The sequence below is a fragment of the Brevibacillus ruminantium genome (assembly GCF_023746555.1).
GTDB classification, from domain to species: Bacteria; Bacillota; Bacilli; order Brevibacillales; family Brevibacillaceae; genus Brevibacillus; species Brevibacillus ruminantium.
Genome location: NZ_CP098755.1, coordinates 985,665 through 1,007,205 on the forward strand (window position 1 = coordinate 985,665; position 21,541 = coordinate 1,007,205).

The window sequence follows — 21,541 nt, forward strand, 5'->3', positions numbered from 1 at the left end:
TCTTGTTTTTTGTCTACTGCTTTGCGGCTATTTCTATTATAATGATAGAAATAGGTATAATGTACTAGGAGAGACAAATCATGGCTTACATGGTACCAGAAACAATCCCGAGAGTAGCAACGGCGGGAGAGAGAATGTTGTTTGAGTGTCTGAAAAACCATTTGCCGAGTGATTATATTGTGTACTATGAACCGGAAATACGGGGGAGAAGGCCAGATTTCGTGATTATCGGGCCTGATCTGGGTCTGGTTGTATTGGAAGTAAAAGATTATACGGGTAATACCATATATAAAATCAATAATGATGATTGGACTTTGCACAAGGCCGACGGTGGGATGGTTACAACCAAAAGTCCCTTAAAACAAGCGAGGGACAATGCTCGTTTACTGGTTGACCAATTAAAAAAAGATCGGAACCTGCTTCAGGAAAATACTAGCTATTTAAAATTCTCCTATGGCTACGGTACAGTTTTTACCCGTCTAAAACAGGAGTATTTTCTCAAGCATAATCTTTATCATGTAATCGAACCGCAATTTGTTCTTTGCCAAGACGAGATTGACTCTGATGAGGATGGGTTTTCTCCGGAAGTCTTGCTTGAAAAAATACAGGGAATGTTCACTGTACCCAATATGAGAAGGTACGTCCTGACGAATGAAGATATACAGGCTATTCGATTTCATCTCTTTCCAGAGGTTCGGATCAGTGCTGAGTTTACTCCACCGGTTCGCCATCAGGATCAATTACTGCTCTCTTTGCATAATATCAAAACAATGGACCTGCATCAGGAAAACATGGCGAAGCAGTTGGGAGACAAGCATCGGCTTATCCGGGGGGTTGCTGGAAGCGGAAAGACCCTTGTATTGGCGAGTCGTGCCAGGTTGTTAGCAAAAGCTCATCCAGAGTGGAAAATTCTCGTTCTCTGTTACGGGATTGCCTTGTCAAAAAGCTTGAAACAAATGATTGAAAAGATGATGAATGAACCGGAAGATCTTTTTGAGATGATGAACACTCTCGACTCTACTTCTGAATCCAAATTAGAAGTTTACAATTTTCATGAATGGCTCACTCAACATCTGCGAATGAAAGATACGGAGATTCCTGCACTTTTGGAAAAGGCTGGCCAAAAAGAAGCAGTTTTCCCCATGTACGATGCGATATTAATTGACGAAGGCCAGGATTTTGAACCGGATTGGCTAAAATTATTGAGCTACTGTTTGAACCCGAATACACAATCCTTGCTGCTCGTAGAGGATCGAGCCCAGTCCATCTTTAAAAGAAAGGCTAGTTTGGCACAGGACATTGGCCTTGATTTTCGGGGACGCTCCAAGATCCTGACAATTAATTACCGGAATACGGCCCAAATCGTTCAATTTGCTTGGAATTTCTTTCAGTCGCATTCTCCACTACAGAATAAAGTCCAGAGTGGAACCATTGAAGGGGTAGAAATTATCCCTCCACAGTCAACGAAAAGAAGAGGACCGGAGCCGATCATTCAGCGATTCCGTAACATTCAGGAAGAGATGAACTTTGTATCCAAGTCGATTAACTTCCTGAACCGAGAGAAAAAAATACCTTACAGTGACATGGCAATTTTGTACAGGGTCAAGAATAGTCACCGTATCTCCTATATCGATGAGATCAAAAGCAGCCTGGCAAAGCATGAGCTTCCCTACACCTGGGTTACGGAAAACGAGAAGTCGAAACGAAGCTTTCTACGAGAAGATAACAAGGTAAAAATTTCGACGATTGATAGTGCCAAGGGGCTGGATTTTCGAGTGGTATTTATCATATCTGTTGAAAACATGCCATTTCCCTTGGAAGAAAGAGTGGAACGAGAGGTTTCCCTGTTGTATATCGGAATGACACGTGCCCTTGAATGGCTATTTGTAACCTATAGTGGAGACTCAATCTTTACGCAGTATTTGGATCAAGTAGCAGGACAGAAGCAACCTACAAAGCCCAGAGAGAAAGAGTTAGGGTAATCGGCAGCCGACTTTGAGCAAAGTCGGCTATTTTGTTTGCCAAACGTAGTGGGCCAATTTTGTAACTCCCAACCCAAAATACTGATTGACGTACCACGAAACAGGTGATATTATTCCAAGTAATCCGATACGAATTAATGAAAGTCGACCAGACCACTGGAGACTTCCCGCCGCTTGATTTTCTTTTTGCTGAGGCAGGGAGTCTTTTTTTATTGGTACAAGAGTGAGGGGCTGAAGGAGGATCGGATCGTCTCACCCTTGATAAACAAAAAATTGCTGACAAGGAGGAAAGCAAAAATGGGAAGCGAGACTTTTGTATTGGATTTGCCGAGTCAGGATACTTTCCTTCAGCAGCCGGCAGCGCAGGCCATAAAAAAAGAAAGCATGATCGAATTTCGCGATGTGAAAAAATCATTTGAGAGCGGCAGGCAAACGGTTGAGGCGCTCAAAGGCGTCACACTTACCGTTGATAAAGGAGACATTTTTGGCGTCATCGGTTTTAGCGGTGCAGGAAAAAGCACGCTTCTGCGCATGGTCAATCTGCTGGAGAGGCCGACATCGGGCAAGGTGATCGTCAACGGTCAAGATTTATCGGCCTTGTCTGTAAGTGATTTGCGCAGGGCGAAGAAAAATATCGGCATGATCTTTCAGCAATTCAATTTGCTTTCGTCCAAGACAGTTTTTGAGAACGTCGCCATGCCGCTTTCTCTTAGTCATATTCCCAAGAAAGAGGTGCAAGCGCGCGTTGAGGAGCTATTGTCGTTTGTCGGTTTGTCTGACAAGGCAAAAAGCTACCCCGATCAGCTTTCCGGGGGGCAAAAGCAGCGTGTGGGTATCGCCAGGTCGCTTGCCACCAATCCATCCATCCTGCTCAGTGATGAAGCCACGTCTGCATTGGACCCGCAAACGACCGAATCGATCCTGCAATTGCTGAAACGAGTCAATCAAGCGTACCACGTTACCATTCTGATGATTACCCATGAAATGAATGTCGTCAAAGAAATCTGCAACCGCGTCGCTGTCATGGAAAATGGAGCGGTCATCGAGCAGGGCAATGTACTGGACGTATTCGCCAACCCTCAAACCGAGACGGCTGGCAACTTTGTGAAATCGGTTATCCGGGATGACATTCCCCCGAGCGTTTATCAATTGCTGAAAGAGAAACAAGGGAGTTCAAAAATTGTAAAAATCCGCTTCATTGGCGAAAGCTCCGGGCAGCCTTTGCTTTCAAAAGTAGCTAAACGCTTCAACAGCGAGGTGAACGTCCTGTTCGGCAATATCACCGAATTGCAAGGCGTCCCCTTCGGTAATTTGATCGTTGAGCTGCAAGGGAGCGAAGCAGAGATCGCCAGGGCCTATCAGTATATCCGCCAGCACAATGTCACAGTGAAGGAGATTTCATAGAGATGGAAGTCAGTTCCGATCAGATCATTCAAGCGGTCTCCGAAACCTTGTACATGGTGAGTGTTTCCTTGGTGTTTGCGACCCTGATCGGTCTGCCGCTGGGCATTTTGCTCGTCGTGACGCGCAAGGGACATATCCTGGAAAACCAAGCCTTGTTTTCGGCATTAAATCCGGTCATCAATGTCTTGCGATCGGTTCCCTTCATTATTCTTCTGGTGGCGATCATTCCGTTCACACGACTGATCGTCGGCACCTCGATCGGCACGACAGCCGCCATCGTGCCGCTGGTCATCTATACTGGGCCCTACATCGCCAGGCTGGTAGAGAATTCACTCCTTGATGTAGACGCGGGCATTATCGAGGCTGCCGAAGCGATGGGAGCGACGCCCATGCAGATTATTTTTCGGTTTCTGATCCCGGAGAGTCTAGGGTCTTTGGTTCTGAGCATTACGACTGCAACGATCGGCTTGATCGGGGCGACAGCGATGGCCGGAGCGGTCGGCGGCGGCGGAATCGGGGATTTGGCGATCACTTACGGGTATCAGCGTTTCAGCACGGTCACGATCATTGCCACGGTCATCATTCTCGTCGTGCTTGTGCAGGCGATCCAATCGCTGGGCAATGTATTGGCCCGAAAAATACGCCGCCATGGATAGGTATAAAAGACAGGAGAGATCCCCATGAAAAAAATCGTTCTTACACTTTTCCTCACTGCAACGGCGCTGTTGGCAACAGCTTGCAGCCAAGCGACCGAGAATCAAAAAGCCATCAAGGTTGGGATTCGCGGTTCGGAAAGCCGGACCTGGGAGTTTGTAAAAGAACAGGCGGCGAAACAAGGGCTGGAAATCGAGCTCGTTCAGTTAAATGCCAATGTCAATCCCAATACCGTCTTGCTAGAAGGGGATATCGACGCCAATGCGTTTCAGCACGTGGCCTTTTTGGATCAGTTCAATACGAAAAACAAATCGGATATTGTCCCAATCGGATCAACCATTATTGCACCGCTCGGGATTTACTCCGACAAGTTCAAAACCATCGAAGAAATCCCGGATGGCGCGAAAATCGCCGTACCGAACGATGATTCCAACTGGGGACGCTCCCTTTTGCTTTTACAGGAAGCGGGTTTGATTGAGGTCGTAGACAAATTCGACGGTTTTGGAGGGGCAGACAAAATTAAAAATAACCCGAAGAAGCTGGAAATTGTCCCTGTTGACGGGGCGACGACCCCTCGCGTCATGAAAGATGTGGCGGCCTCCATTATCAATAACGGCACTGCGGTGGAAGCCGGATTCCTGCTGAAAGACGCAGTTTTTCACGAAAGCGCGACAGCGAAACCGTACATTAATGTGATCGCGACATCCAGAGCAAATGAAAATCGGGAAGACCTGCAAAAGCTGGTCGCTATTTATCAATCCAAAGAGGTTTCCGATTTCATCACAGAAACCTACAAAGGAAACTACCTCCCGACCAAGGTGACGGTAGAAGAGCTGCGGAAATTCAAGGACTTTTACAACAGCAAGCCATAAGGAAGGAGAGCGAGGGCTTAAATCACACTTGTTTGATGGGAATAATTTGATTAAAATTACAGGCAAGGCATAGAAATTTGTAAATAAACCCAGATCCGGATGCCGTTTTTGCGAGAAGCGCTCTTGCGATGAGATTGTAGTTTGAAAATAGGAGGAGTATCTGCATGTCAAACGCAAAGGACCATCGAGAAGAATGGGTGCAGCGCATTTTGAAAGCACTGGATGGATTGGAGTACGGCTCCGTCCAAATCGTCGTGCACGACTCCCAAATAACGCAGATCGAGCGATTGGAAAAGCTGCGCTTTCAGTTGGAGAAGGCAGATAAACCAGCAACGGCTAGAAAGAATGGTTGAGATGGATCAAAGACGAGAGTATGAATAAAGCGGGTTGCCACCTGGTATGTTTACTACATGCCAGGTTTTTTTGTGTCGTGGTCATTCCACCATTTCGCTGGAGTATTCGAGCCTGCCTGAACCCCGAAAATTATTCGGGGACTTTTTTCTTCTCCTCTTTTTGCCGCTCCCTGAACGTCCGCTTCTTCGCCCGATTGCCGCAAGCCTGCATGGAGCACCATTTTCCGCTTCCGGGGCGGGAACGGTCGATAAACACCCAGCGACAATCTTCGGCAGTGCACATTTTCAACCGGTTCCAGGCGTTTGTCTGCTGCGTGTTTAGGATCAGCAAGAGAAGCTTCCCGATCGCTTGCCGGGCCTTTGTTCCTGCAAACTGTATAGTGGCTTTCATGGATGGATCGAATATAACGGCGGCGGCCAACTGCGAGGCGACCTCATTTATGATTGCAGCAGCCTCAACCTGTCGATCCGCCAGCGGGTCAATCGCGATTCGCATCCCTCTGCGCAGTTCCCGAGCGAGCTGCAGCTCTTCATCCGTAACGACGGCCTCTTCTGTAAGCAAATGATGCTCAAGCAGCCAAAGCTGCAACTGCTCGCAGGTCTGCAAATGATCCAGTCCCGGGTCGCCTTCATAGCGAAGCCGCTCATCGCGGGTATTGCAAAAATCGGCCAGAATGTCCAAATCGTCGTAATCAGACATACAGTGATCCTCCTTGACTATGAAATGCCGGAACCACTATAATTGTTTTAGTGGTCACTGTGATTTTATTCCATCCATGCTATTTACCAGGTCAGCGTTTTTTCCACATTTCTTTCATTCTAGCATCAGGGAGAAGATAAGGGAAAACGGCCGAGTACTGCTGTGACCATCAGTTCATCGCACCGGAGGGATGTTTTCATGTCGACAGCCAGACAGGAAAGGCCGCCTATGCGGTCGCTGCTAACACACAGCGGGTATTTGCAATGGTCGGCGGCCGTGCAATTGATGCGAATGCCGTCTATCATGACGTCGTTTGCCTTTGTTTTGGTCGGCGGCAATCAGATCGGCGGCTTGATGATTACCGCCTACATTTTATGCTCCACCTTTTTTGCCATCCCTGGCGGCCGTCTGATTGACCGGATCGGTGTGAAAAAAGGTGCGCCGTTCTTTTTGCTCTTGGTAGCAGGAGTCCTGACAGGGATTGTCATAGCGGCTGCCATCTTCTCGGAGGGCTGGCTGTTGATCCTGTTCGCCGGACTGACCGGAGCGCTGATGGGGGGAATTCCCGGGGCCATGCGTTCGCTCCTGAGCCGTACGATCCCGCAGCATCTGCTAGCTTCAGCCATTGCCTTTGACGCGACAGTTGTCGAGCTTGTTGTTGTAAGCGCCCCGCTGATTGCGGCCGCGGCTGCGATCTACTGGGTGCCGGGAGCAGTAGGCGCGATGGTGGTCTCTGCACTGATGGCTGCTTTCTTGACGTGGCGATTGGGCAGAAGCATGGAGGCGGGTGCCAGCAAGTCTCAGGCCGAGCGTGTACACTCAGAGCAGGAAAACGCTGCGCCGGATGGGAACAGCGCTCAGGCAACGGAGACAGACAAAGTGAAGCGGCGGCAGCAACTGCCAGAGCCACAAGAAGAGCAAGAGCCGCAACATCCGCAACAGTCCCAACAGTCGAAACAGCCGCAACAGCCGCAACAGTCGCAGCAGTCCCAACAGCCACAACAGCCTCCACAAGCAGGCCCTCTTTGGTGGCTGAACCGCCGATTTGTTTTCTGGATGCTGCTCAGTATTGCGTTTGGACATGCACTGGGCACGGCGGAGGTGGGAGCACTGCCAATCGTGAGACAGTACGGCGGCAGTACGGGTGCGGCGGCTGCTTTCATCTCGGTATTGGCGGTAAGCAGTGCGGCCAGCGGTCTTGCCTATGCGTTTTTCTCTTATAAAATCCGCTTCTCCCATACGTTTCAAGCGATCCTTTTCTTGTTTGTAAGTGCCACGGGTTGCATTGGCCTTGCCTTTTCGGCAAACTGGGTAACAATGGCAATATCAATGATCGTGATCGGCATGTCTACGGCTCCGCTGATGACTGTCCGTTCCTTGGCCGTCGAACAGGAAATTCCTGAAGAGCGGAAAGCGGAAGGATTTAGTATCATGAACGTGAGTCACACGATTGGCTTTTCGCTCGGAGGCTTTCTGCTGTCGATCATGCCTTTGTCCTGGATGGTGACGGCAGGCGGTGTGAGCGGTATGCTTGTATTGCTGTCCGCTTTTCTGCTCATTCCCCGCAGCGGCAGGGGAGCGAAGAAATCCCGATCGCAGGCGAGTTACTCGGAGGTGCCATGATGAATCCAATCAAAACGACCAAAAGGGCGCTCCGGCGTTTTTTGCTGGAGACGCAGTTATTGCTTCCCGATTCACAAAGCAGAGCAGGGTTGTCCACAAGCGGGGCCAGCTCTCCCCGGCAGGTGGTCATGGATGTGATCAGGCATTTGGAGTGTGTCCAGCTCGATCCAGTCAATGCTGTGCGGCCCAACCAGCATCTGGTGCTGGCTGCGAGAATCGAAAAGTACGATCCAGGCATCTTAGGAGAATTGCTGCGAACAGGGGCTATTTTCGAATATCTGGCCAATGCCGCATGCCTGATCCCCATGGAGGATTACCCGATGTTTGAGCCGACTCGCCAGCGGCTGCGGGCAAAGCTTCAGCACCAGCTTGACACGCATGCCCCGATCATCGAGCAGGTGCTGCAGAAGCTGTCGGCGGAAGGGCCGCTCCCGTCCAAGGCCTTCGATTCCGAGCTGCGGGTTCACGGGTATTGGGATAACGTTCAGGCAAAGACAAAAGCGACATCCCACGCTCTCAATCTGTTGCTGGACGCTGCGCAAATCGCGATTGTCGGCCGGGAGGGCAACCAGCGCTTGTTTGATGTGAGAGAGCGGGTCGTCCCGGCGGAGCTGCTGCAGCAGTCTGAGCAGATCGATCCCCATGAGGCATCGGAAGCGTTATTGGAAAAGTACTTCCGGGCATACCGTGTCTTTGAACCGAGCGATCCGCGTTTGGGCTGGCAGCGATTGAGTGCCAGTGAGCGAAGAGAGGCCATTGATCGTCGCCTCCGTTCTGGACAGGTCGTAACTGTAGAGGTGGAAGGGCTGACGAAGCCTTATTATATCCTCGGGGCGGATGCTAAGCGGCTTGGCTTTTACGCGGAAGAGGAGCAAGCGGGATTGGCGCATGCCGATCAAGATCAGGTGCGTTTTCTGCCGCCGCTGGACAACCTGCTGTGGAGCAGAAAACGGCTGGAGGACTTGTTCTCGTACTCGTACCGGTGGGAGATCTACACACCGGCCCACAAGCGCAAATACGGTTATTACGCCATGCCGATTTTGCTCGGGGACCGCTTGATCGGCCGGATGGACCCGCGCCTCGACGCCAAAAAGAAGCACTTGACCGTGGAACTGCTCCAGATTGAACCGCAAGTCAAATTCACCAAAACACTGGAGAAGCGGCTGCGGAAGGCTGTGGATGCCTTTGCCCGTACCCACGGGGCCAAAACCGTCTCGATTGAGAATATTTGGGTTGAATCATGAGGGAACCCCCAAAAACGAAGGGCATCCTTTTGTGAAAAGGGAAATGCATGAAAAATTGGAAATTTCCTCTGAGAAGCCATGACAGATGTCATGGCTTTGCATTGACGTTTATGACTTACCGCTGAATGCTCCTCCTTTTTATAATGAAGAAAGTTAGTGGCGTCTGGCGTTCTCAAGCGTCACCCGCGCGTCATCCGGAGGAGGAAACAAGCGATGTCCCAAGCGAATATTGCGCAATTGAAGAAAAAGGTTGCTCCCTATGAAAAGACGAATACCAGCTCCAGTATCAAACAGCTTTTCAACACGCTGATTCCTCTGTTTGCCCTGTGGTATGGAGCCTACCTCAGCCTTTCTGTTTCCTATTGGCTGACTTTTCCGATTTTGATCGTCACGGCAGGATTTGTCATCCGCACGTTTATCATTTTTCATGACTGCTGCCATCAATCGTTTTTCAAAAGCCGTCTGGCCAATGATATTCTCGGCAATATAACCGGCATTATTACGGTCGTTCCTTATGAACAGTGGAAAAATAGCCATGCCATTCATCACGCAACGAGCAGCAACCTGGATAAACGGGGCGTTGGTGACATCTGGATTCTGACGGTAGACGAATATATTTCTGCCCCTCTGTGGCGCCGTATCGCTTATCGGATTTATCGCAACCCCATTGTCATGTTCGGGTTGGGTCCTATTTATGTGTTTCTCCTGCAATACCGTTTCAACCGCAAAGGCGCAAAGACCAAGGAGCGTCTGAACACCCATTTCACCAGCGTGGCGCTGATTCTGCTGTACGCCCTGATGATCAAGGCCATTGGCTGGCAAGCATTTCTGATGATTCAGGGACCGATCTTTTTCATCTCTGGCTTCCTCGGAATCTGGCTGTTCTATGTCCAGCATCAATTTGAGGATTCCTATTTTGAAAATGAGGAAGAGTGGAGCTATGTAAAAGCAGCGGTAGAAGGAAGCTCCTACTACAAGCTGCCCAAGCTGTTGCAATGGATCACGGGCAATATCGGCTTCCACCATGTGCATCACTTAAGTCCAAAGGTGCCGAACTACTTACTGGAGGAAGCGCATAATGCCACACCGCCGCTGCAAAAGGCCACGACCATTACCCTGTCGACAAGCCTGAAGTCGCTGAGCTTTCGTCTGTGGGATGAAAGGGGCAAGAGATTCATCGGATTCAAGGAGCTGGAGTCCTTTCCCCGCAAAGCGGCGTCTGCTGCGGACAGTGCATAATCTTCGGACAGTGCATAATCTGCGCCAGGAGCAGCCTCATTCGCACCCGTAGCAGATGGAAGGAAAAAAGCCTGCCATTTCGCCCGTGATTCCGATACACTTACCATAAGCGGCGTTGAAAAAAGGTGGGCGGCTATGCAAAAGTGGTATCAAATTCTTTATAAAAATACGGGCCTGAGTCCGTATGTATGGGTTGTATTTTTTATCCTTCCTTTCTATTTCATTTTCCGCTCCTCCTCAACGCATGAGGTTGTGATCGGAATTATCATGATCCTTGGCTTTTTTGTCTGCTACGTCTTTTCCTTCCTGACCAAAGGGTGGCAGATCTACGTTTGGACAGGGCTGCAAATACTGATTTCCATCGTCATGACCCTGTTGTTCGGCTATGTGTATTTCTCGCTGTTTCTGGCGTTTTTTATCGGCAACATCCAGAACAAGATCGGCTTTTTTACACTGTACACGGTCCATCTGATCAGTACGGTGGTGACGATCAACCTTGGCTTTATTTTGAAAAACTCCAATATGATCACCCAGCTGCCCTTCGTATTGGTCAGCATGATCGCGGTAATTTTGCTGCCGGTGACCACCTACAACCGGAACAAGCGGGAGAAGCTGGAGGGGCAGCTGGAGGACGCCAACAAGCGGATTTCCGAGCTGGTCAAGCTGGAGGAACGGCAGCGAATCGCGCGCGACCTGCATGATACGCTGGGCCAGAAGCTCTCCCTGATCGGCCTCAAAAGCGATCTGGCCAACAAGCTGATTGCCAAAGACCCGGTTCAGGCTCAGAATGAAATCAGCGAGATTCAGCAAACGGCCCGTATTGCCCTGAAGGAAGTCAGGGAAATGGTGACCCAGATGCGGGGAACGCGGCTGGAGGACGAAATCTATCGCATCAAGCAGATTTTTAAAGCAGCGCAAATTGAATTCATTCTGGAAGGCGACCCCAACCTGACCAACACCTCGCTGATGACGGAAAATGTGCTCAGCATGTGCCTGAAAGAAGCGGTAACCAACATCGTCAAGCACAGCAGCGCGACCTGTTGTTCAATCTCGATCATACCGGGCCGAACCGATCTGGTGGTCAACGTCCAGGACAACGGGATCGGGATGGGGGATGGATCGGTTACGGTCAGAGGAAACGGGCTGCGCGGGATGAAAGAGCGACTGGAATTCGTCAACGGTAGTATGGAGATTCTCTCTTCGGTAAGTGGAACAACGGTATGTATTCGGGTGCCAAACGTCTTCAAACAACCGGAAAAGGAGGCGAGTGTATGATTCGGATCGTAATCGCCGAGGATCAGCGTATGCTGCTTGGCGCACTGGCGTCTCTGCTTGATTTGGAAGAGGATATGGAGGTCGTCGGCCGGGCCAGCAATGGCGAGGATGCCGTCAAGCTGGTTCATCTGCACAAGCCGGATATTTGCATCATGGATATTGAAATGCCGGTAAAAAGCGGGCTGGACGCAGCAGAGGAGTTGAAGGGCTGCGGCTGCAAGGTGATGATTTTGACTACCTTCGCACGGCCGGGCTATTTCGAACGCGCGCTGAAAGCCGGCGCTCACGGCTACCTTTTGAAAGACAGTCCCAGCGAAGAGCTGGCCAGCTCCATCCGCAGCATTATGGCGGGACGCCGAATCTACGCATCCGAGCTGGTCGATGAGGCGTATGGTCAGGAGAATCCGCTGACCGTGCGGGAAAAGGAAGTGCTGCTGCTGATCGCCGACGGCAAAAATACCAAGGAGATCGCCAGTCAGCTCTTTATCACAACAGGAACCGTCCGCAACTACATCTCCACGATTCTCGACAAGCTGGGTGTGAGCAACCGAATCGAAGCGATCATGCGCTTTAAGGAACAGGGCTGGTTTAAATAAAAAGCGGGCTTTAAAAGCGAGATCGCCAAACTCAAGCGGAAAATAGCGCTTGAGTTTTTTCATGTTCCTAGGGATAATGTGGGTGCGTTGGAAAGTCTGCTAGTCAGTAGTTTTGCCAGTGTAGGGAGAATGGAGAATCAATCTTGAAAACCTTTAAAAAAGTCTATATCGAAATTACGAGCGTCTGTAACCTGGCCTGCAGCTTTTGCCCGCAGACCGCAAGAAAAGCCAACTTCATCAAGCCAGATACGTTCGCGTACACGCTGGATCAGATCAGGCCGCATACCAAATACATTTACCTGCATGTCAAAGGAGAGCCGCTGCTTCATCCCAAGATCGACGAGCTGCTGGACATGGCGCATGAAAAAGGCTTCAAAGTCAACATCACGACTAACGGAACGCTGATCAACAAGAACCGGCACAAGCTGCTGGGAAAGCCGGCGCTGCGCCAGATGAACTTTTCTTTGCACAGCTTTGACGGACACGAAGGCTCTACGGATCGCGAGGGATACGTCTCCAGCATCCTGTCCTTTGTCCGGGAGGCCGCCGCGCAGGGAATCATCGTCTCGTTTCGGCTGTGGAATTTGCAGAAGCATGAAATCTCAAGCAGTGAAAAGAGACGGAACCGGGAGACACTGGAGATGCTGGAGAAAGAGTTTCAGCTGGATTATCGCATTGAGGAAAAGGTAGTCCCGGGTGGCGGGGTCAAAATTGCCGACCGTATCTATCTGAATCAGGATCACGAATTCCAATGGCCCAGTTTGGATGCTCCCGAAGATGATGGCAAGGGCTTTTGTCATGCGCTGCGTACACAAGCGGCGATTCTCGTAGACGGAACCGTTGTGCCCTGCTGTCTGGATGGAGAAGGTGTGATCAATCTGGGCAACATTCACCGCACCGGTTTTACCGACATCGTAGAGGGAGAGCGGGCGAATAATCTGGTAGACGGGTTTTCCAGAAGGGAAGCGGTCGAAGAGTTATGCCGGAAATGCGGCTATCGTCAAAGATTCGGAGCCTAGCAGGGAAAATTTGTTTTTCCGCCCTTTTTTCCGGTTTCGAGGTATAATGACTAATGAAAGAGGGTAGAAGCACAGTCGTGCTTCTTTCTTTGTGAAATTTGGTACAAACATGATCTTTATTACAACGCAAAGGAGTTACGTCATGTCTGAACAAGCGGTAGTTACGAAGGAGTCAGTCACACGTGAATCGCTGGATGTGCTGGACCAGCTGATGAAGCCCGAAGTACAAGAGTCGCTCACCATTCTGGTTGACAACTTGCCGAAGCTGGCGGAAATGGTGACCATGCTTACCAAAACGTATGATGTGGTAAATGGTTTGGCGAATGATCAGGTATTTGTGGAAGATCTCAAAGGCGGCGTCCAAGAGTTTGTGAAGCCGATTCAAGAAAAAGCAATGGGCATCGCTTCGGCAGCAATGGAGGCCAACGAGCGTTCCCAGGAAGAAACCGCAACGATCGGGTTGTTCGGCATTCTGAAAATGCTGAAAGATCCACAAGTGCAAAAAACACTCCGTTTTGCACAGGCATTCCTGGATGTATTGGGCGAGCGCCAAGCTGCGCGCAAACCAGAATAGAGAACGAACGCAGAAAGAAGGACGGAGGATTTCTATGTCAAAACATATTCTAATCTTGGGCGGCGGCTACGGTGGATTGCTCAGCGCCTTGACAGCCAGAAAATACATGACGCCCGAGGAAGCAACCATCACCGTTGTCAATCGTTATCCTACTCACCAAATCATTACCGAGCTGCACCGTTTGGCTGTCGGCAACCTGAAGGAAAACAACGTGGCGCTCTCTCTGGAGAAGCTGTTTAAAGGAAAAGAAATCGATCTGCGCATCGATACGGTTGAATCCATTCTGCCTGAGGAAAAGCGCGTCACATTGACCAGCGGCCACTCCTATTCCTACGATGTGCTGGTCATCGCACTGGGCAGTGAAACCGCCTTCTTTGGTATTCCGGGGCTGCAAGAGAACAGCTTTACACTGAAATCCGTACAGGATGCCAACAAGATTCGGGCGCACGTCGAAGAGCGCATCGAAGCGTACAGCAAGACCAGGGATAAAGCGGATGCCACCATTGTGGTCGGCGGCGGCGGTTTGACTGGTATTGAGCTGGTTGGCGAATTTGCGGACATGCTTCCGGAGTTGTGCCGCAGCAAAGGAGTGGACTTCCAGGAAATCTCCCTCTACACCGTTGAGGCGGGACCGAATATCCTGGCAGGCTTTGCTCCTGACCATGTAGAGCGGGCGAGAACCAGCCTGGCAAAACGCGGTGTGCAGTTCCTGACGGGTGTCGCAATTACCGAGGTAAATGGAAAAACCGTTCATCTGAAGGACGGTCAAACCATTGAAACCAGCACGCTTGTCTGGACCGGCGGCGTACAGGGCAATCCGCTTGTCGCGGCTTCCGGCATCGAAGTGAACCGTGGACGCGCAACTGTCAACGAGTTCCTGCAATCTACTTCTCACCCTGATATCTTCCTGGCAGGCGACAGCGCCGTTGTCTTCCCCAAAGATTCAGAGCGTCCATACCCGCCGACGGCCCAGCTGGCCTGGCAAATGGGAGAGGCGATTGGCTACAACATTTTTGCCAGCCTGAAAGGCTCCGCCATGCAAGAATTTAACCCTGTGTTTTCCGGAACTCTGGCCAGCTTGGGAAGAAAAGATGCGATTGCAACACTTGGCGCGAGTCAAACCCGCATCAAAGGGCTTCCTGCCTCACTGATGAAAGAAGCAAGCCATGTGCGATACCTGACTCACATCAACGGCTTGTTCTCCTTGATTCACTAGTTTGATGCAAAAGCATAGATTTGCGATCTCGAAGGAGAGTCCAACATTCTGTTGGCTCTCTATTTTTTTCTGGCCGGGTAAGTGTATCATAGGGTTAGTATAATCTGGAAGGGAAGATGCCAGATGTCCAGTTTATGGGAAATCAAAAATACGGCGCAGGATATTGCGGAAGCGATCACGGCGGCGATTGGCATTGAGGTGGAGATCATCGACGATCAACTGATGATCGTTGCCGGGACGGGGCGGTATACGGAGAAGATTGGCCAAAGGGAAGAGGAAGGGAATATTGATTCCGGCTACATTTACAGCCATATCCTGAAAACAGGCGAAGAGTACGTGGTAGAGGATGCCCGGCATGACGAGTTCTATCACGCCTGTGAAAATGAGCTGGCCGAGGTGTGCTGCCCGATTACGTCCGGAAACCGCATTATCGGCTTGATCGGGCTGGTCGCGTTTACGGAAGCGCAAAGGGTCCTGCTGCTGGAGAGTCAGCGGGAGCTGATGATTTTTCTGCGCAGAATGGCATATCTGCTCTCCAGCAAAGTCTCGGAAACGAAGATGTCCAATGAATTGAAAAGTATTATTGAAACCATTCATCACGGCATTATTGCAGTGGATCGGCAGGGCTTTATCACCCTTTGCAATGAAACGGCTGAAAAGCTGATCGGGCTGGGAAGAACCCGTCTTCTCGGACTGCGGTTAATCTCCATCTGGCCGGACTCTCCGGTCATGGAGGTGATCTCCACGGGAGTGGGGTATAAGGATCGGGAGGAGATGTACCGGGGGCACTCCCATGCAGCTTCGGCAATGCATTTTTTCACCACGGTCACGCCCATCTTAAGTCACCAGCTCCCGCCGGACAGTCAGGTGGTGGGAGCGGTCATTTCCTTTCGCGATGCGGCCGATGTGCGCAAGTTGGTCTACGAGATTACGGAAAAAGAGGAGCATTCCTCCCTGCAGGAGATCATCGGCCGCAGCGAGCAGATTCAGGAGGTAAAGGTATACGCCGAAAAGGTTTCCCAAAGCAATTCCACCATCCTGATCACCGGGGAAAGCGGCACCGGGAAAGGTCTGCTCGCAAAAGCGATCCATTTTACCAGTCCGCGAAAACACAAGCCGTTGATCACGGTGAATTGCGGCGCGATTCCCGATACGCTGCTGGAAAGTGAACTGTTCGGGTATGAAGCTGGTGCGTTTACGGGAGCCAGCAAGTCGGGAAAAGTGGGCAAATTTGAGCTTGCACAGGAAGGGACGATCTTCCTCGATGAGATCGGAGATATGCCGCTCCATCTGCAGGTAAAGCTGCTGCATGTGCTGCAGCACCGCGAAATTGAACGGGTTGGCGGAACACGGGTGATCCCGGTTGATGTGAGAGTGATCGCTGCGACGAGCCGAAATCTGGAAAAGATGATGCAGGAAGGCGAGTTCCGAGAGGATTTGTATTTTCGCCTGAGTGTGATCCCGATTCGGATTCCGTCGCTGTTTGAGCGAAAAGAAGATATTCCGCTGCTGCTCCATCATGCGCTGGAGAAGTATCGGCGGTTGATCGGAAAAGAGATTCGCGGGTTTGAACAAGAAACCATGGAGCTGCTTCTGAATTACCACTGGCCAGGAAATATCAGAGAGCTGGAGAATGCCGTCGAGTACGCCGTCAACATGGAAACGGAGTCGGCCATCACGCCAGGGAGCATCCCGGAACGCATCTTGAAGCTGCATCGGCAGAAGCTCACCAATGCAACGCTGAAAACCCAGCTCAACGTTTTTGAAAAGCAGATTATCGAGAGGTACTTAAGAGAGATGGGGTCCAGCGTGGAAAGCAAAATACGGATTGCACGCCGCCTCGGCATCAGCGAATCGACGCTGTATCGCAGAATCCGCGAGTTGGGTATCCATGAAAAGCCGCCTGCTCCATTTGTCAAAAATGATAAATGAATATTCAAAATTAACAAAATATTAATCCCCCGCCTTTATTCCTGCGGTCTCCCGTTTCAGCAGATCGATGAACCTTCGCCATTTGTCAAAAATGACAAACGTGAAAGTGCACAGCTTGGACAAGTCCCTCTAACGCCAAGGATTTTGCTATTTTGGCTTCGTTGGCATCATTTTTGCTCATGAGAAGGAGGGAGAACATCAAAATTCTGCTGAACGGGGGAACGTTAGATGGTTATTGACCGACCGCGCGTGAAGGAAAAACTGGAAAAAGAACTGAAGCTGTTTGAAGAAAAACACCCGCGCTCCAAAGCTCTGTTTGAACGGGCCAAAGCCAACTTCATCGATGGGGTCCCGATGAACTGGATGGTGAAGTGGGCAGGCAGCTATCCGATCTTTGTGGATAGGGGAGAAGGCGCTTATTTTACAGACGTGGACGGAAACCGGTTTATCGATTTCTGTCTGGGAGATACCGGATCGATGACCGGCCATGCACCGGAGGGTGCTGTTCCAGCGATTGTAGAGCGGATCAAAAACGGCGTCACCTTTATGCTGCCTACCGAGGATGCGATCTGGGTCGGGGAGGCATTGACCAAGCGCTTCGGACTGCCCTATTGGCAGGTGGCGATCTCTGCCACAGACGCCAACCGCTTTTCGCTGAGGCTCGCCCGTCACATCACCAAGCGCAAATACGTGCTGGTCTTTAATTACAGCTATCATGGCACCGTGGATGAAGCCTTTATCACCTTGAAAGACGGTGTGGCCGAAAGCCGCAGCGGCAATATCGGTCCCCAGGTAGACCCGACGCAGACAACCAAGGTGATCGAATTTAACGATATCGAGGCCCTGGAAAAAGCACTCGCTCCTGGAGATGTTGCGTGTGTACTGGCCGAGCCGGCGATGACCAACATCGGCATAATTCACCCGGAGCCGGGGTATCTGGAAGCATTGCGGGAAATGACCCGCCGCACAGGCACCTTGCTGATCTATGATGAAACACATACGATGTGTGCCGGACCGGGGGGCTACACCGGCGCGTATGGCCTGAAGCCGGATATGCTGACAGTGGGCAAGGCGATCGGCGGAGGAATCCCCACGGCGGTGTACGGCTTCAGTGAAGAGGTGGCAAAAAGAATGCGCGGGCTGATCTCGCTGGAGGATTCGGATACAGGCGGCATCGGTGGCACACTGGCGGGCAATGCCCTTTCCATGGCGGCCATGAGAGCGACATTGGAAAATGTGCTGACAGAAGAGGCCTTTGAGCGCAACATCGCCCTTGCCAAACGGTTTGCGGAAGGGGTGGAATCGGTTATTGAGGAAAAGCGACTGCCCTGGATTGTGAAGCGGCTCGGCTGCCGAACCGAGTACTGGTTCCGCGAAACACCGCCGCGCAATGGCGGAGAAGCTGCTGCCGCTGTCGACTTTGAGCTGGATCGCTACATGCATCTGTATGCGTTGAACCGCGGAATTCTGATGACGCCGTTTCACAACATGGCCCTCATCTCCTCGCAGACAGCGGTGGAGGATGTGGATTACCATACGGAAGTGTTCCGGCAAAGTGTAGAATCTTTGCTCGAATAAAGCCGATACCACTTATCATCCGAAGGGAGATGATCAGATGGAAGTTGCCGAAGGGAAGAAAATACCTTCTGTGTGGGTTGCTCTGATTCCGATTCTCTTTATGATCCTGTCCCTGCTCATCGGAATCTTCGCGCTGGAGCTTGACCCGCATATCCCGCTTTTGGCCAGTGCCATCGTCGCCACCATCGTCGGGCTGTGCCTGGGATATTCCTGGAAGGACATTGAAAAAGGATTTTTGAAAACGATTACATTGCCGCTGCAGGCCATTGTCATCCTGATGGTGATCGGTGCCTTGATCGGCTCGTGGACCGCGGGCGGGATCGTACCGACCATGATCTACTACGGCCTCGAAATTCTCTCGCCTACCTATTTTCTGGTGGCGGCTTGCGCCATCTGCATGCTGGTATCGGTCGCTTCCGGCAATGCCTGGACCTCAGCCGGGACGATCGGGATTGCGATTATGGGCATGGCCGAGGGATTTGGCATTAACACAGCGCTGGCAGCAGGGGCTGTCGTGTCTGGCTGTTATTTTGGCGACAAGGTATCCCCTCTGTCGGAGATGACCAATCTGGCTTCCGGTGTGACGGGTGTGGATCTGTTTGAGCATATCAAGCATTTGATGTATACGACCGTACCCGCGATTGGCATTGCCCTGATCTTGTATACCATTATCGGCTTCAATCTCACCCAATCACCGGGAAGCATCGATCAAGTGGCCGTTTTGCAAGGACAGCTTCGCGAGCTTTTTGTCATCACGCCGTGGATTTTGCTGGTCCCCCTTTGTGTCATTATCATGCTGGTCTTTAAAATGCCGGCGATTCCCGGCTTGATGATCGGATCGGTACTGGGCACCATCTGCGGCATTGTGGTGCAGGGCATCCCGCTGAAGCAGGCCTTGAACACCTTGTATTACGGTCATACCGCAGACACGGGGATCGAGGTGATCGACAGCCTGCTGAACAACGGCGGGATCGAATCGATGTTCTGGACCATTGCGCTGATTATGATCGCGATGACCTACGGGGGCATCCTGGAGACGACCCGAATCCTGGAAAGTCTCGTCAATTCGATCCTGAAGCTGGTCAAAACGACAGGCCATCTGATTACTACGACGGTAGGCACCAGCGTCATCACTAATATTCTCGCCTGCGATGCTTATCTGGCGATGATTTTTCCGGCGCGGATGTATGCCTCTGAATATAAAAAGCGAGGCTTGCACATGAAAAATCTCTCGCGTACGGTAGAGGATGGAGGCTCTGTTACGTCTCCGTTGATTCCCTGGAATACCTGCGGAGCGTTTATGTTTGCAACGCTTGGGGTTCACTCCCTGACGTATGCTCCTTTTGCCTTTTTCTGCTTCCTCAGTCCGATCATTGCGATTATTTATGGCCATTTTGGCTGGAAAATCGCGTATGTAGACAAAACGGAGCGGGCACGCAGCGAGTCGCTCGGCCCGGAAGTGAAGATGGAATCGGTCTAAGGCTGCGGACGAGTGCGGAGTTTGATATTTCACAAATGGGAGAGGCTGTTCCACAGGTCTGCGATGACCGGGGGACAGCTCTTTTTTGTCCCATGATAAGCGTTATCCACCTCTTGGATGTTAACCTTTCTTCCCACTGCGGCCACATTGAGCGAAACTTATCTAGAGCAAAGCTGACAGCTGTTTCAAGATGTTTTCCAGCTCACATGTAATGGAACGCAGGTCCAGGCGTATGTACGTATAGAGTCTCTTAGCTAAGAACGTAAACGAAAGGCAAGAGGGTGAAAATGGAAAAGAAAACAATGTCACTGGCAAACAGTGTGATGTTCTTTCAACATGAAACGCAGACGGACGCGAAGTTTTTTCATGAGGTTTTTGACTGCTATCACCAGCGCATCTATCAATATATGCGTTACCGGATTTCAAATTCGAGCGAAGCCGAAGAACTGACCAGTCAGGTTTTTGAAAAAGTCATGCAGAAGATTCATACGTTCCGTCCCGAACGCGCCCCCTTCGAGGTATGGCTTTTCTCGATTGCCCACCATACCGTGAATGACTTCTACCGCAGGCAAAGGCGCTGGCAGTGGTCTCCGCTTGAGAGCATAAAAGAAATGGTGTCCTCGTATATCGCCCCAGAAGAGGCTGTCTCGAAAAAAGCCGAAGAATCAGAGCTGATCGAAGCCATCTATTCACTAAAAGAACGCGAGCGAAGAATCCTTTCCCTCAAATTTGTCGGGGAGCTAAAAAACAATGAGATCGCCGAGATAGTAGGACTGTCAGAGAGCAATGTCGGTGTCATTCTTTATCGCTCACTGCGACAGCTGCGCAAAATCTTGAAAGAAAGGGGAGGAAACCATGAATAAGGATCATCCGAAGCAGCGTTTTCTGCAGGACGTGGACCAGATTATACAGGGGAAACAGCTGCAAAAAAGTCAGGATACATCGCCAGAGTATGACGAGATCATGGAACTCTGTTCTGCTTTGCGCGAGATAGATATTCCTTTGGATAAAGAAACACGGGAGAGAATCAGGGACAAAGCGGGATTCCGTCCGCAAAGCAATACCGACCAATCTGCCAGGGAGGATATGTTGATGAGAAAAATCTTTGGAAGTCGTTTTGTTGCGGGTAAGGTCGCAGCGGTAGCGATCGTAGCGATTCTGGGAGCCTCAATGTTCTCAGAGCCTCTGCGGGCACTGGCTTACAACGCATCCCTTTCCATATCAAAAATCGTACAACTGGGATACTCCAGTGTCATGCAAGTAGACCCGACAGAAGAATCAGACACCGCTCAACCCACTGCAGATCATGCAGAGAATGTGAAAATATCAACCGTGGATAAAACAGGGCAGGTCGAAACCGACATCAGCTACATCAGCTACGCCAGCCTGGCAGAAGCCCAGAATCATGTGGGATTCAAGCTGAAAGGCCCCGCATACCTGCCGGCCGGATATGCTTTCACGCAGGCAAAGGGATTTGAAGGCGCAGATGAATATATGAACTTGTATTTTAACGACGGTTCAAAAAGAGAGATCGTACTTTTCCAAAGAATAATGAATGAAGAAACCGCATTCGGGTTGGCAACCTCTGATCCCGTCGAGACTGTGGAAATCAACGGTGTCAAAGGAGCCTGGATGGAATCCGGTACCTTGATGTGGGAGAAGGACGGTGTCAGCTATACGCTGGTTTGCAAAGGCATTGGAAAAGAGGAAGCGATGAAAATCGCCAAGTCAATAGAATAACGAGGCACGTAGAAAAAAGGGGTTGTTCCAACGATGATAAAAATGACGTTGGGGCAGTCC

At 50.8% G+C, this 21,541-nt stretch carries 19 protein-coding genes; 18 read left to right on the plus strand and 1 reads right to left on the minus strand.

The genetic code is table 11. The features are described from left to right. Positions 1-80: 80 nt before the first annotated feature. From NDK47_RS04815 to NDK47_RS04835, 5 genes are all read left to right on the plus strand, one after another. A complete protein-coding gene (locus tag NDK47_RS04815; RefSeq protein WP_251873734.1) occupies positions 81-1,982 on the plus strand; it encodes a 3'-5' exonuclease in 1,902 nt (633 codons plus the stop codon). A 384-nt stretch (positions 1,983-2,366) separates the two neighbouring features. Next, the gene (locus NDK47_RS04820; protein ID WP_251875989.1) at positions 2,367-3,386 is read left to right on the plus strand and encodes a methionine ABC transporter ATP-binding protein; all 1,020 of its coding nucleotides are present in this window, start codon (positions 2,367-2,369) and stop codon (positions 3,384-3,386) included. Positions 3,387-3,388: 2 nt separating this feature from the next. Continuing rightward, positions 3,389-4,042 (plus strand): methionine ABC transporter permease, encoded by a 654-nt coding sequence (locus NDK47_RS04825; RefSeq protein ID WP_251873735.1) that lies wholly within the window; start codon positions 3,389-3,391, stop codon positions 4,040-4,042. A 24-nt stretch (positions 4,043-4,066) separates the two neighbouring features. After that, positions 4,067-4,912, plus strand: a complete 846-nt coding sequence (locus NDK47_RS04830) for a MetQ/NlpA family ABC transporter substrate-binding protein (protein WP_251873736.1) — start codon at positions 4,067-4,069, stop codon at positions 4,910-4,912. 164 nt (positions 4,913-5,076) lie between these two features. Next, positions 5,077-5,265, plus strand: coding sequence for a YezD family protein (locus tag NDK47_RS04835; RefSeq protein ID WP_251873737.1), 189 nt, complete (start codon positions 5,077-5,079; stop codon positions 5,263-5,265). A gap of 130 nt (positions 5,266-5,395) precedes the next feature. Here NDK47_RS04835 and NDK47_RS04840 read toward each other — a convergent pair whose 3' ends face one another. Then, positions 5,396-5,965: a CGNR zinc finger domain-containing protein gene (locus NDK47_RS04840; protein WP_251873738.1), complete on the minus strand. Its 570-nt coding sequence runs from the start codon at positions 5,963-5,965 to the stop codon at positions 5,396-5,398. A gap of 198 nt (positions 5,966-6,163) precedes the next feature. Here NDK47_RS04840 and NDK47_RS04845 point away from each other — a divergent pair, with 198 nt between their 5' ends. From NDK47_RS04845 to NDK47_RS04905, 13 genes are all read left to right on the plus strand, one after another. Beyond that, a complete protein-coding gene (locus tag NDK47_RS04845) occupies positions 6,164-7,588 on the plus strand; it encodes an MFS transporter (protein ID WP_251873739.1) in 1,425 nt (474 codons plus the stop codon). Further along, positions 7,588-8,832, plus strand: coding sequence for a winged helix-turn-helix domain-containing protein (locus NDK47_RS04850; protein ID WP_251873740.1), 1,245 nt, complete (start codon positions 7,588-7,590; stop codon positions 8,830-8,832). The genes NDK47_RS04845 and NDK47_RS04850 overlap by 1 nt, the downstream gene beginning before the upstream one ends. A 213-nt stretch (positions 8,833-9,045) precedes the next feature. Continuing rightward, a complete protein-coding gene (locus NDK47_RS04855) occupies positions 9,046-10,071 on the plus strand; it encodes a Delta(5) desaturase DesA (protein WP_251873741.1) in 1,026 nt (341 codons plus the stop codon). Positions 10,072-10,206: 135 nt separating this feature from the next. Continuing rightward, a complete protein-coding gene (locus tag NDK47_RS04860) occupies positions 10,207-11,346 on the plus strand; it encodes a sensor histidine kinase (RefSeq protein WP_251873742.1) in 1,140 nt (379 codons plus the stop codon). Beyond that, positions 11,343-11,942, plus strand: coding sequence for a response regulator transcription factor (locus NDK47_RS04865; RefSeq protein WP_251873743.1), 600 nt, complete (start codon positions 11,343-11,345; stop codon positions 11,940-11,942). Before NDK47_RS04860 ends, NDK47_RS04865 begins: the two co-directional genes overlap by 4 nt. Before the next feature lie 143 nt (positions 11,943-12,085). Then, complete coding sequence (locus NDK47_RS04870) at positions 12,086-12,961, plus strand: radical SAM/SPASM domain-containing protein (RefSeq protein ID WP_251873744.1); 876 nt, start codon at positions 12,086-12,088, stop codon at positions 12,959-12,961. A gap of 142 nt (positions 12,962-13,103) precedes the next feature. After that, complete coding sequence (locus NDK47_RS04875; RefSeq protein WP_251873745.1) at positions 13,104-13,535, plus strand: DUF1641 domain-containing protein; 432 nt, start codon at positions 13,104-13,106, stop codon at positions 13,533-13,535. A gap of 34 nt (positions 13,536-13,569) precedes the next feature. Beyond that, positions 13,570-14,751, plus strand: a complete 1,182-nt coding sequence (locus NDK47_RS04880) for an NAD(P)/FAD-dependent oxidoreductase (protein WP_251873746.1) — start codon at positions 13,570-13,572, stop codon at positions 14,749-14,751. Between the two features lie 123 nt (positions 14,752-14,874). Then, positions 14,875-16,683 (plus strand): sigma-54 interaction domain-containing protein, encoded by a 1,809-nt coding sequence (locus tag NDK47_RS04885; RefSeq protein WP_251873747.1) that lies wholly within the window; start codon positions 14,875-14,877, stop codon positions 16,681-16,683. Positions 16,684-16,911: 228 nt separating this feature from the next. Then, positions 16,912-18,261: an aspartate aminotransferase family protein gene (locus NDK47_RS04890; RefSeq protein ID WP_251873748.1), complete on the plus strand. Its 1,350-nt coding sequence runs from the start codon at positions 16,912-16,914 to the stop codon at positions 18,259-18,261. A 37-nt stretch (positions 18,262-18,298) separates the two neighbouring features. Then, positions 18,299-19,741 (plus strand): Na+/H+ antiporter NhaC, encoded by a 1,443-nt coding sequence (gene nhaC / locus NDK47_RS04895; protein ID WP_251873749.1) that lies wholly within the window; start codon positions 18,299-18,301, stop codon positions 19,739-19,741. Between the two features lie 287 nt (positions 19,742-20,028). Next, positions 20,029-20,604: an RNA polymerase sigma factor gene (locus NDK47_RS04900; RefSeq protein ID WP_251873750.1), complete on the plus strand. Its 576-nt coding sequence runs from the start codon at positions 20,029-20,031 to the stop codon at positions 20,602-20,604. Then, entirely contained in the window at positions 20,597-21,481 is an 885-nt protein-coding gene (locus NDK47_RS04905; protein ID WP_251873751.1) for a DUF4367 domain-containing protein, read from the plus strand. The genes NDK47_RS04900 and NDK47_RS04905 overlap by 8 nt, the downstream gene beginning before the upstream one ends. The last annotated feature ends 60 nt before the right edge of the window (positions 21,482-21,541 follow it).

Bases quoted from the DNA above. Each gene is read 5' to 3' on its own strand.
- NDK47_RS04815 (WP_251873734.1), top strand. From the start codon at position 81: ATGGCTTACATGGTACCAGAAACAATCCCGAGAGTAGCAACGGCGGGA.
- NDK47_RS04820 (WP_251875989.1), top strand. From the start codon at position 2,367: ATGATCGAATTTCGCGATGTGAAAAAATCATTTGAGAGCGGCAGGCAA.
- NDK47_RS04825 (WP_251873735.1), top strand. From the start codon at position 3,389: ATGGAAGTCAGTTCCGATCAGATCATTCAAGCGGTCTCCGAAACCTTG.
- NDK47_RS04830 (WP_251873736.1), top strand. From the start codon at position 4,067: ATGAAAAAAATCGTTCTTACACTTTTCCTCACTGCAACGGCGCTGTTG.
- NDK47_RS04835 (WP_251873737.1), top strand. From the start codon at position 5,077: ATGTCAAACGCAAAGGACCATCGAGAAGAATGGGTGCAGCGCATTTTG.
- NDK47_RS04840 (WP_251873738.1), bottom strand. From the start codon at position 5,965: ATGTCTGATTACGACGATTTGGACATTCTGGCCGATTTTTGCAATACC.
- NDK47_RS04845 (WP_251873739.1), top strand. From the start codon at position 6,164: ATGTCGACAGCCAGACAGGAAAGGCCGCCTATGCGGTCGCTGCTAACA.
- NDK47_RS04850 (WP_251873740.1), top strand. From the start codon at position 7,588: ATGAATCCAATCAAAACGACCAAAAGGGCGCTCCGGCGTTTTTTGCTG.
- NDK47_RS04855 (WP_251873741.1), top strand. From the start codon at position 9,046: ATGTCCCAAGCGAATATTGCGCAATTGAAGAAAAAGGTTGCTCCCTAT.
- NDK47_RS04860 (WP_251873742.1), top strand. From the start codon at position 10,207: ATGCAAAAGTGGTATCAAATTCTTTATAAAAATACGGGCCTGAGTCCG.
- NDK47_RS04865 (WP_251873743.1), top strand. From the start codon at position 11,343: ATGATTCGGATCGTAATCGCCGAGGATCAGCGTATGCTGCTTGGCGCA.
- NDK47_RS04875 (WP_251873745.1), top strand. From the start codon at position 13,104: ATGTCTGAACAAGCGGTAGTTACGAAGGAGTCAGTCACACGTGAATCG.
- NDK47_RS04880 (WP_251873746.1), top strand. From the start codon at position 13,570: ATGTCAAAACATATTCTAATCTTGGGCGGCGGCTACGGTGGATTGCTC.
- NDK47_RS04885 (WP_251873747.1), top strand. From the start codon at position 14,875: ATGTCCAGTTTATGGGAAATCAAAAATACGGCGCAGGATATTGCGGAA.
- NDK47_RS04890 (WP_251873748.1), top strand. From the start codon at position 16,912: ATGGTTATTGACCGACCGCGCGTGAAGGAAAAACTGGAAAAAGAACTG.
- nhaC (WP_251873749.1), top strand. From the start codon at position 18,299: ATGGAAGTTGCCGAAGGGAAGAAAATACCTTCTGTGTGGGTTGCTCTG.
- NDK47_RS04900 (WP_251873750.1), top strand. From the start codon at position 20,029: ATGGAAAAGAAAACAATGTCACTGGCAAACAGTGTGATGTTCTTTCAA.
- NDK47_RS04905 (WP_251873751.1), top strand. From the start codon at position 20,597: ATGAATAAGGATCATCCGAAGCAGCGTTTTCTGCAGGACGTGGACCAG.